Source organism: Limnobaculum xujianqingii, from assembly GCF_013394855.1.
Taxonomy (GTDB): Bacteria; Pseudomonadota; Gammaproteobacteria; order Enterobacterales; family Enterobacteriaceae; genus Limnobaculum; species Limnobaculum xujianqingii.
Map to the genome: position 1 here is coordinate 186,759 of NZ_JABMLK010000002.1, position 11,039 is coordinate 197,797.

Below are 11,039 nucleotides of genomic sequence, written 5' to 3' on the forward strand. Positions count from 1 at the left end.
ACGGAAGGCTGATTGAAACAGTATCGATAGGAAGACTCGTACTTCCTGTCGATATTTATGCAGGAATAGCCCCTTAGTTAAAGAATGTTCTGTTCATATCAGGTTTTCATTACCTGCTTCTGATGGTTTCTCTACTTATACGCTAGCCAGTGTTATAAATCTCCCGCAAATATCACTTTTGAGTTTTCGTACTATAATTTGAATAACAATATGATTACGGTAGTTATAATTAATCATGTTACTTTTTGAGTTAATTAAATCGAACATACTTTGAATTTTTAATCATTAATTCATAGCAATATATTCATTTCTATTTATTTGACACTATTTCTCCCTTTATTTGTTATAAAGGCATTTTCTTTTGATTTTATCGTACTTTCAAAATCATAAGATTTATTATCTTTTAATTTATGATGTTACAGAATAATTTTCTGAAAATATTCTATATGATTGATCTATTGTGTTGATGTATGTTTTTGGTTGTAGCGTTATTGGTTTTACCATCGATATAAGAATTTTTATTGTCTGAAATATAATTTTAATTTCGTAAAAGGAGTTGATGGCTTTAGTGTTGAATAACCTGAGTCGGCATATAAATAAAGGGTAAATGACGTGGCGATAGGGAAAACTAAATCATTTTTTATAGGTAAGGCGTTGCACATGCCTTAGGAATTAGACAGTGCAGCAATTATCAATTCACTGTTAGAATTATCATAATCGTTGGGTTGTATTATGAGTGGGATTTTTGCGCTGAATAAGGATATGGCAATGAGTACCTGGCTAATTGTTGACGATCACCCGGCAATCTGTTTTGCGGTTAAAGCAATTCTTGCTCCTTTGGGCGATAACACCATTATCAGTGCCACCGACGGCATAACCGCGCTGGCTCAGATAAAAGAGAAGCGACCGCAGTTGGTGATTTTGGATATCATGCTGAATAAGATGGATGGCCTGCAAATTTTGCAGCATCTGCGTCAGTTAGAAAATCCGGGCAAAGTGATTATCTATACCAGTTTACCGGCAGAAACCTATGCCGAACGCGCATGGCGTGCCGGAGCCAGTGGCTTCTTTGGTAAAGATCAAGACATCAGTCAACTGGCCTCCATGTGCCAGTTGGTATTACAGGGCTATCACTGCTTCCCTGACTTTATGACCGAGTCTCTGCAGCGAGTCGTGGAGCCGGAAGAAAAAGATAAGCATGCACTGGCGCGCTTGTCCGATCGCGAATTAACCGTTTTACGCTACTTATCCGAAGGATTAAGTAATAAAGATATTGCTGACAGGCTAATACTCAGTAATAAAACCATCAGTACCTATAAGTCGCGCCTGATGGAAAAATTGCAGTTAAACAGTGCAGAAGAGCTGGTTACTTTCTTCGATAATTATTCTGCCAGTGAGCGACCTGATGAAGATCAATAAGCTATTTTTTATTCTCTTATTCTGGTGTTTTGCAACGTTGGCAGACGAGCCGCCATCATTTCGCGAAGTGAATCTGGTCAGTCGCGAGCAGGTACAGTTGCCTGAACCAACGTTAAACGGCAGTGACTGGCAATGGCTACGCCAAAAACGCACCCTGGTGTATGGTACTTCAGCACCCAATTATCCCCCTTATGACATCACCTCTGGCGTACAGGATTACGGCGGCATTAATGGTGACTATCTCGGTATTATCGCCTATACCCTTAACGTCCAGATTCGAGTGCGTTATTACAACAGTGAAGCGTTATTGATGCAGGCGTTGGCTAATGGCGATGTTGATCTGATTGGTAATGCCGGTAGCGAAGAGGCGAAAAAATATAAGCTACTGCTAACTCAACCCTATCTGACAGCTGTACCTGCTCTGGTGGAACGCACCGACAGCCTGTTGCATGACAAACCACCGCAGCGTATTGCCATTGAGCGACTTTACAGTAATCGCAAAGCATTAACCGGGCGCTACGCGGGTGAGGATCAGGTTTATGACTCGCCAAGACGTGCGCTGGAAGCCTTGTCGTTTAACAATCTGGATGCTTTTATTGGTGATGCCACCTCGGCCCAGTATCTGATTAATCAGTCCAACCTGAATAATTTACGGCTACAGCTGCTACCTCAGGAAGATGTTGATGGTTTTTCCTTTGCGGTAGCAGGTAATAATACCCGACTGGTAAAAGCGCTAAATTCCGTTCTGACCATTATCCCCGATCGTACTAATGCTACTATTCAAAGCCGCTGGAGTGGTGGCAGCCCGGAAACCACCAACGCTCGCCACCTGCTGTTTACTTCGCTGGAACGCAAATGGATAGAAGAGAATCCTACCGTGCGGGTGGTGGTAAATGATGATTTTCCTCCGCTGAGTTTCTTTGATGCTCAGGGCGATTTTCGTGGGCTAACCGCGGATATTATGGAAGAGATCACCAATCGAACCGGACTGAAGTTTGACGTCATTCGGGCAAATACCTTGCGGCATTCGTTAGAAGAGGTCAAATCAGGCAAAGCGGATGTGGTGGCAGGCGTTACTCTTGATACCGTATGGCCTAATGGACTTTTAACCACGCGCTCCTATTTGTTTAGCTCATGGGTACTGGTCGGGCACGAAAAACAGCAGGATGAAGCGGAGTTACGGCAAATTGCTCTGGTAAAAGGGCATCCACTGGAGGCATTTCTGAAACAGCAATATGCCGAAAGCCGTATCTTACCGGTAGATTCACCACAGGATGGCATCGATGCTTTAATGGCGGGTCGCGCTGATGCCTTAGTGCTGCCGATGATTAGCGCTGATTTCCTGCTTTCTCATGACCAGATGGCCGACTTAAAAATTATCCGTGGGCTAGAAACCGAGCCAGCACGTTTTGTTATGGGGATTTCAGAAAATGAATATCCGCTGGCGACTATTCTCGATAAAGCACTGCTGAATATTCCGCCAGAAGAGATGCATGCCATGACCCGTAACTGGTATAGCAAAGCCTATTTAATGAAGGTGGCGGATAACAAAAAAGATCGGCTGACCGAGTATTATCCTCTGTTGTTCACGGTGCTGGCCCTGTTATTAGTACTACTACTGTTCGCGCTGCTGATTGGACGCCGTCGTTTACGTACCGCGTTACAGCGTCAGCAACAGGCATTATTAGATGCGTTGCCTCTACCGGTTTATCTGACCGATTTTAATGAACGCATTGTTGCCGCCAACAGCCACTTTCACCGTGCGGTAGGTGATACACCACCTCAGGCGGTTGGGCAGTCACTATCCCATTATCAGTTAAGCCAGTCGGGTGCGGTAGATAAAGTTTTATACTCTGATGACAGCGATCCGAATGCGCTGTTTATTACCCGCAGTTGGGAGGTTGCGGGACAACAGCGAACGCTTCAACAGTGGAGCATGCTGCTGATGAATACCGCTGATTATGCCGGTAATAAGGTGGGCGGCTGGTTTGATATCACCGAACGGGAACGACTGATTAGCGAACTGCAACAGGCGAAAGAGCGCGCCGATGCTGCTAATCGGGCTAAAACCACCTTCCTTGCCACCATGAGCCATGAAATCCGCACGCCGCTCAATGCCATTATCGGCATGCTGGAACTGGCATTACGCCAACAGCGGCAGGGTGAACCGCTGGATGACGGGCTGCTAAATATTGCTCATGACTCTGCGCACTCCTTACTGGCCCTGATTGGCGATATTCTGGATATTTCACGCATAGAGTCTGAGCGTCTGGTGCTGCATCCGGAAAGAGCTGACCTGCGTCATTTGATTGAGGCGGTAGCCAGTTTATTTGACGGTGTAGCCCGCCAGAAAGGGCTGGATTTTGGTCTGGAAATCGATGCCGAAGTGCATGGTGATGTGTTAGTGGACCCATTGCGCTTTAAGCAAGTGCTATCGAATCTGGTAAGCAATGCGATTAAATTTACCCAGCAGGGCCAGGTCACTCTGAGCGTGATGGTTGAACAAATCAGTACCGAACGACTGGATGTGTGCATTCAGGTACGGGATACCGGCAAAGGCATTGATGAAGTGACTCGCCAGCGACTGTTCCAGCCATTTTCTCAGGCGGAAAACTCCGGTAGTGGCGCAGGGCTGGGGCTGTATATCAGCCGAACGTTGGTAGACATGATGGGCGGCAGCATCACCCTGAACAGCGAACCGGCAATAGGCAGTGAATTCACCGTACAGCTGTCATTACCTCGTCTGGTTACACTGGAACTTCCGGCTTCAGCGATAGCGACAAATGAAACCAGCCAACGTCTGCGTATTTTGATTGCCGAAGACCATAGGGCAGGCAGAATGCTGCTGACCCATCAGCTAACCCATTTAGGGCATCAGGTGACAGCAGTGACGGATGGACAAGAAGCACTAACCGCCTGCGAAAACCAAAACTTTGATTTGGTGATCACCGATTGCCAGATGCCAAATATGGATGGCTACCACTTTACCCGACGACTGCGAGGATTGGAGCGAGAGCTACAGCGCCCGGCAATCACCGTGTGGGGCTTGACCGCCAATGCTCAGGACAGCGCCTATGATGCCTGTTTGCAGGCCGGAATGAACGATTGCCTGTTTAAACCTATCAACCTGAAAGGGTTAATGGAAAAGCTGGCGACCCTGATTACAGCCTCTCCGGAACTGAAGCCGGAGCCTGAAGCACAACCTGCGGCATTCAATGTTGCCAGTTTACCTGCGGCATTACAGCAGCCTGAGGTGTTGGCGGAATTTATCACCACGCTACAACAATGCCTGACAGAGGACGCGGCAGCATTAACCGCAGAGGCAGAACAGGAAACGCTGAACGTTGAAAACATCGCTGCTCTGGCACATAAACTGGCAGGCTCGGCCCACCTGGTACACGACGCCGGACTGGCTCAGGCGTGCCAGCAATTAAGACAACAGTGCGACCGGGAAGGGATTGCGCTGGTTCAACAACAGATTGCCAGACTGCAAATACAGCTACGGACTACAAACGGTTAAGCCGTTCCTACAAGCTTCTGAGGAAGGCGCAGGGTATCAAAGTAATTAGCGAAAAACTTAATATGCAATGGAAGGGAGGGGAGTGAATGCTCCCTACTGTAAAAGCAAATTGAGGATTTTTAACATGAGCAAAGCTAAATTACTGATTTTACCTTTAGTACTGGCAATGGGCGTTGGTTTCTCTTCTATGGCATCAGCTGCCGGTAATGATTGCGCTGCTAAACGTGCTGCAATTGAAAACCAAATCAGAGAAGCGCAAAAGTACGGTAACGCGAACAAAGTAGCCGGCCTGAAAAAAGCGCTGAGCGAACTGAACGCTAACTGCACCAATGGCGGTCTGGTTAAAGATGCCGAGAAGAAAGTTGCCAAACTGGAAAAGAAACTGAACGAAAAACAGGAAGATGTACGTGAAGTACAAGCTGACCTGCGTGAAGCTCAGGCCAAAGGTGATGCCAAGAAAGTGGCTAAATACCAAAGCAAACTTCAGGAAAAACAGAGTGACGTAAAAGAAGTTACTGCTGACCTGAACCAGGCCCGCGCTGAACTGGCAGCCCTGAAAGGCTAACAGAATCAATTGATGAAAGGTGCTTCGGCACCTTTTTGTTTGATGGCTAAATCTGATGGTTAACTATCTATATCTGGATACAGCCAATCGGAGGGAGAGCTTTCCGTTGGGGTCGACTTGGCGTAAGCCAACGAAGTGCACCTAGGAAAGGTAGGCCCGACGCTCACCAATGCTGAGTATTTGGCCCTTCCGGCCGGGCACGATAGTTATATTCGCTCATTGAATTTACGGCCGGAATATCCACAAAAATAAACAAAGCTGCCACCACTAGCGGAATGAATCATGGACCGAATCAATTCCACCTTACGTACTTTTTTGCTGGGGCTGATTTGGGTTGCACCCGTCTGCTACGCCGAAGCAGATAAAACCTACGTTATGGTTAACGATGCTTATCGGGGCCGCGTACTGCTGGATTTTCAACGCATCGATGAACCCTGCCTGACCGCGCCGCTATTACGTGAATGGGGAGTACATCACGAAACAGTAGAGAAAATGAGTTTCTCTGCCAACCATTGCGTAATGCCCAAAGCACTGGACCGGCTGAACATTCTGCACTTTTACGATCCTATCGCACAGCTACTGACACTGGTGATCCCCACAGAGCTATTTTCTAATATGGAAAATGGCGTAGCCACCAGCCGTTGGGATGACGGCATAACGGCGATGTTCGTCGATTATCACATCAATTACGCCAATTACCTTGGTGAAAAATATCAGGATGCCGATCGCAATGACAGCCTGTATGCGGATATCACCACTGGTATTAACCTCGGAGCCTGGCGCTTACGTTATGAACCGGTTTATCAAAAAGATACCTGGGGCAATCCCCAATGGCATACCGAACGGGCGGTGGCATTTCGCAGCCTTCAGACATGGCGTTCCCTGCTGACACTGGGTGACAGCACCTCTTCATCAACACTGTTTGATAGCGTGAAATATCGCGGCCTGAGCCTGAACTCCGACGATCGTATGCTGCCCGATGGACTACGTACCTTCTCCCCCTGGATACGGGGTTATGCCCGTAGCAATGCGGAAGTCAAAGTGCGGCAAAATGGTGAAGTGATCTACCAGACGTTTGTTTCTCCCGGCACTTTTATTCTGAAAGATGTATATCCACCGGCCCCGGATGGGGATATCGATATTACCATTAAGGAAAGCGACGGAACCGAAAGCTCCCGCAAGATCCCCTATTCAGCCATGCCGAATCTGGTTCATTCCGGTCAGTGGAAGTACGATCTGATTGTCGGTAAATATCAAAATTATTTCGGCATAGAACAGCAGGAACCCGGATTCCAACAAGTTTCCCTTAGTTATGGTTTGCCGGGCAATACCACATTGTATGGTGGAACCCTTAACTCAGGAATCTATCGCAGCACCGTCATGGGAATGGGCAGAAGCCTGGATAAATGGGGAGCGCTGTCGCTGGATTATAGTTATGCCGTAGCAGACGATCCGCGTATTAAGGGCAAAGATCGCGGCAGCATGGTACGGATGCGCTATGCCAAAGCATTTCCTGCTCAGGAATCAGCCCTCAGTTTGCTGGCCCAGTATTATCCAAACCAGCGTTACCGCACTTTGGGGGAAACGGTGGCACAACAAAAGACCTACTGGTGGGATTGGGACGAAGGAGTATACGTTGGTGATTTCGATGATGAGCGAAAATATCGGCTGGAAGCCCGCTATAACCAGTACATTTCCGACTCCAGCAACCTGTATCTGACACTGTCGCGAGAAGCCATGCGCGGCAAAGATAAAGGGGAAACCAGCGTAGAACTGGGCTACAGCAATACATGGGGTGATGTGGACATCAGCCTGTATGCGGAATATACCAATTACAGTTACAGCAAAGCACAGGCTCAGGTTGGGATTTCGTTTTCGGTCTCGCTGGGAGAGATTGGCATGCCGCGTATGAAGCTTAATTACGATCATACGCAGACAAAGAATGGTGCTAACAGCCGACGGGTAGGGGTTAGCGGCACCATGCTGGATGACTATAGCCTGAGCTATAACGCCAGCACCAGCCAGAGCCAGGAATATGGCAGCAGTCAGGATCTCAGTGCCGATTACCAATATAACGCCGGAGGGCTGCGGTTAGGCTACTCACAGGGAGAAGGCTATCGCCAGAAAACCCTTGAGCTTACCGGCAGCGCCGTGGTTCATCAGCATGGTGTCACATTGGGACAAAGTTTGGGTGAAACTATGGCAATCGTGAATGTGCCAGACCGGCCGGGAGTCGGGGTGGATAACCAGTATGGCACCACCACCGACCGAAGAGGCTATGCGGTAGTGACTACCTTAACCCCTTATCGGGTGAATCGACTGTCACTCAATACCTACGATTTACCGGAAAGTGATGATTCACCGTTAATGGAGATCGAAGTAGTTCCTACCGCGGGCGCTATTATGTTTAGCCGCTTTGAACCGGAACAAAAAGTGAATTGATGTTTTTTGATGGAGGCTTGAATCACATCGATTTTACGAGCATTATCGCAATAACTTCAAATTGTTAGCAGGCTGCTTATATGGTCACCGGTAAAACACTGCAAACAGCAATTTCTCATCTTTCCATCTGGCGTAAGGGAGATCAGCGCGCACCACATAAGCCATTACTGCTGCTATTTGTTTTATCTGAATATCAAAAAGGTCATCAAAGGTTATTTAGCTATGGTGACGAAATTCATCCTGCACTGCTTGAGTTACTTAAAAGTTTTGGCCCTCAACGAAGAGAGCACTATCCTGCGATGCCGTTTTGGCGCTTACGTGGAGATGGTTTTTGGCAATTGCAAAACGATGAACTCTGTACCCTACAAAAAGGCAGTAAAGAGCCACCAAAGCGGGAATTGATTGAACACAATGTGATGGGCGGTTTTAATCTGCAAAGCTATCAACTATTACTCGATAATCCTAAGTGGATTGATAAATTAGCCCAGCAGATCCTGAGTGAGCATTTTCCCGATAGCGTTCAGGAATTGATTGCCAGCCGTTTAGAACTCTCTCTTAGTGATGTTCGTAAAGCTCGCGATCCTAATTTTCGTCAGAACATATTACGAGCATACAACTATCAATGTGCGGTATGCGGTTATAACCTGAGACATGACAGTACTCCCGTTGGATTGGAAGCGGCACATATTAAATGGAAACAATATGGTGGCCCCTGTACCGTAACTAATGGACTGGCGCTGTGTTCATTGCACCATTCTGCATTTGATATGGGTGTGATTGGTATTGATGATGGTATGAAACTGCTGGTTTCCGAAGGGGTAAATGGTAGCAAAATGGTTGACCGTTTGTTCTGGGATTTCGCCGGACACGCGATTTTTTTGCCAAAAAGCCCGGAATATTATCCGCTGGAACAGTTTGTTGAATGGCATCAGAAACAGGTGTTTAAAAGCTGATATTCGTAGCTTAAGTAATATACGTTTACAGCATTCTCTCTATGTTCTTTGGCTGTAGCGCTCATGCCCGCCAGGTAATAATATCTGACATTAGCTTCAGGCTGATATCTCATCAAAACAACTCGTCCATCATTCCATTAAAAATGTCTGTAATACTATTGTTAATGAATTTTATATAAATTAACAACGTATTCACTATTTGTATGACTGTATTTTGATCGAATCTTAATGTGATTTTTTCAGAATTGTTGTTATTTTGCATCAGATGAGTTGGTATTTCATGAACATTGAAATTTATTATTTAATGTATAAATTAATAATTTTCAAAATAAGCTTGTCGATCTTAAAATCTATTTTTTGTTTATTATATCAATATAAATATTGATAACGTATTAGGTCGTAAAATTAAATATAGAAAAAGATCTAAATGTCAAAACATTCAATTAGGCGATGTCGCTAAAAAATCACATAAATAAGAACTAAAATCTACTTAATTATTGATAAGTAGATTTTTAGATCGTTTACACTCAAAAATCGATATGTTAACTTAAAAATAAGAGCGGGGTTTGAACCGGAATTTTATCTGGTTTTATCTGAGATATAACCGCATGTAAATTAAATTTAACACTCTTTAGTTAATTGAAGGTCTATATGAACGTTATGGCTTGCCATATTTCGTGCGGGCTCGCTTTTTCTAAAAAGTGAAATAGGGAGGCTCTCTTCCTTCCTTATTTCATCGGCTAAAACAGAAGAGAAGAAGAAACACTTTTATCAAAAAATGGAGTTTTTATGAAACTGAAGAACGTATTTTTATCCGCTGCTATTGTCGCTGCATTAGGAACCACTGCTGCACAGGCTGCTTCTAACGGTACCGTGAATTTTACCGGCGAAGTCATCGATCAAACCTGTGATATCACCATTGATGGTAACACCAGCCCGGCTACCGTGGCACTGGATGCAGTTGATAAAGCACAACTGGCAAGCCCGGGCGCAACGGCTAAACGTACTGGTTTTAACATCGGTCTGTCTAACTGTTCTGGTACCGCAACCGTAACTAAAGCGTCCGCGTTCTTTGAAAACGGCGCAACAGTTGACCCAATCAACTACCGTCTGCTGAATACCCTGACCGGTGCTACTGCGGCAACAAACGTTCAGCTGCAACTGCTGGATGCCACTACCGGAACACCCATTCAGGTTGGTAACCCTAGCCAGTCAACTAACTCAACCACTTATGACCTAACCTCAGGTTCAGCCACCCTGCCATATGCCGTTGAATACTATGCAACAGGCGCGGCAACACCGGGTTTGGTTGCCAGTGCGGTTAACTTCACCATCAACTATTTCTAATCGTTATACGGTGAATTTCCTTCAGGGTGCGGCATAAGCTTCACCCTGTATCAGGGAGGATAAGCAAATGAATAACAGAAAAGTATCCCGTCAATTGATTGCGCTGGCTTTCACTTTATCGCTAACCGCTCCGGCTATTGCCGGTGTGGTGATTACCGGAACCCGGGTGGTTTATCCGGCGGGGGAACGTGAAGTGATGGTGAAAATTGATAACAAAGGCGACAAACCGGTACTGATACAAAGCTGGGTGGATGATGGCGATCCTGAAGCGACACCAGAAACTGCTAAAGCACCATTCACCATTACTGCACCGGTTAACCGGGTGAATGCCGGTAAAGGCCAGACGCTTCGCCTGATGTTTACCGGAGAAGATTTGCCGAAAGACAAAGAATCGGTGTTCTGGCTTAGCGTACTGGAAGTACCGCCGCGGGCTAAAGAGCAGAAAAATCAGTTACAGATGGCGTTTCGCTCGCGCATCAAAGTTTTCTATCGCCCGCAGGCTTTGCCGGGTGATGCCAATATTGCCGGTGAGTCAGTGACCTGGCGCAAAGTGCAGGGCGGTGTGGAAGGCAAAAACCCAACGCCATATTACGTTTCTCTGGCCAATATCGCTTCCGATAAAGACGGCAAAAATCTGGTTGGTGAAGGTGGAATGATTGCTCCCAACAGCACTGAATTTTTCCCGATGAAAAAGAGCCTGAGCACCATATATCCGTCTTATATCAATGACTATGGCGGTATTCGACCAACGTTACAGCAGGTAGCGCCCTGACAGTTGCCGGGCAATCGCAGA

7 protein-coding genes are annotated in these 11,039 nt (G+C 46.3%); all 7 read left to right on the plus strand.

The features are described from left to right. Positions 1–768: 768 nt before the first annotated feature. The 7 genes from GOL65_RS14710 (at position 769) to GOL65_RS14740 (ending at position 11,018) form a co-directional block, all read left to right on the plus strand. Positions 769–1,419 (plus strand): response regulator transcription factor, encoded by a 651-nt coding sequence (locus tag GOL65_RS14710; protein WP_179038434.1) that lies wholly within the window; start codon positions 769–771, stop codon positions 1,417–1,419. Beyond that, positions 1,406–4,939 (plus strand): ATP-binding protein, encoded by a 3,534-nt coding sequence (locus GOL65_RS14715; RefSeq protein ID WP_140920290.1) that lies wholly within the window; start codon positions 1,406–1,408, stop codon positions 4,937–4,939. Before GOL65_RS14710 ends, GOL65_RS14715 begins: the two co-directional genes overlap by 14 nt. Before the next feature lie 124 nt (positions 4,940–5,063). Continuing rightward, positions 5,064–5,504: a DUF1090 domain-containing protein gene (locus GOL65_RS14720; RefSeq protein ID WP_130592519.1), complete on the plus strand. Its 441-nt coding sequence runs from the start codon at positions 5,064–5,066 to the stop codon at positions 5,502–5,504. Positions 5,505–5,786: 282 nt separating this feature from the next. Beyond that, entirely contained in the window at positions 5,787–7,946 is a 2,160-nt protein-coding gene (locus GOL65_RS14725) for a fimbria/pilus outer membrane usher protein (protein WP_218652050.1), read from the plus strand. Positions 7,947–8,026: 80 nt separating this feature from the next. After that, positions 8,027–8,899, plus strand: a complete 873-nt coding sequence (locus GOL65_RS14730) for a phosphorothioated DNA-binding restriction endonuclease (protein ID WP_179038435.1) — start codon at positions 8,027–8,029, stop codon at positions 8,897–8,899. A gap of 789 nt (positions 8,900–9,688) precedes the next feature. Next, complete coding sequence (locus tag GOL65_RS14735; protein ID WP_228397056.1) at positions 9,689–10,246, plus strand: fimbrial protein; 558 nt, start codon at positions 9,689–9,691, stop codon at positions 10,244–10,246. Between the two features lie 67 nt (positions 10,247–10,313). Continuing rightward, a complete protein-coding gene (locus GOL65_RS14740) occupies positions 10,314–11,018 on the plus strand; it encodes a fimbrial biogenesis chaperone (RefSeq protein ID WP_140920288.1) in 705 nt (234 codons plus the stop codon). Positions 11,019–11,039: the final 21 nt, after the last annotated feature.

Bases quoted from the DNA above. Each gene is read 5' to 3' on its own strand.
- GOL65_RS14710 (WP_179038434.1), top strand. From the start codon at position 769: ATGAGTACCTGGCTAATTGTTGACGATCACCCGGCAATCTGTTTTGCG.
- GOL65_RS14715 (WP_140920290.1), top strand. From the start codon at position 1,406: ATGAAGATCAATAAGCTATTTTTTATTCTCTTATTCTGGTGTTTTGCA.
- GOL65_RS14720 (WP_130592519.1), top strand. From the start codon at position 5,064: ATGAGCAAAGCTAAATTACTGATTTTACCTTTAGTACTGGCAATGGGC.
- GOL65_RS14725 (WP_218652050.1), top strand. From the start codon at position 5,787: ATGGACCGAATCAATTCCACCTTACGTACTTTTTTGCTGGGGCTGATT.
- GOL65_RS14730 (WP_179038435.1), top strand. From the start codon at position 8,027: ATGGTCACCGGTAAAACACTGCAAACAGCAATTTCTCATCTTTCCATC.
- GOL65_RS14735 (WP_228397056.1), top strand. From the start codon at position 9,689: ATGAAACTGAAGAACGTATTTTTATCCGCTGCTATTGTCGCTGCATTA.
- GOL65_RS14740 (WP_140920288.1), top strand. From the start codon at position 10,314: ATGAATAACAGAAAAGTATCCCGTCAATTGATTGCGCTGGCTTTCACT.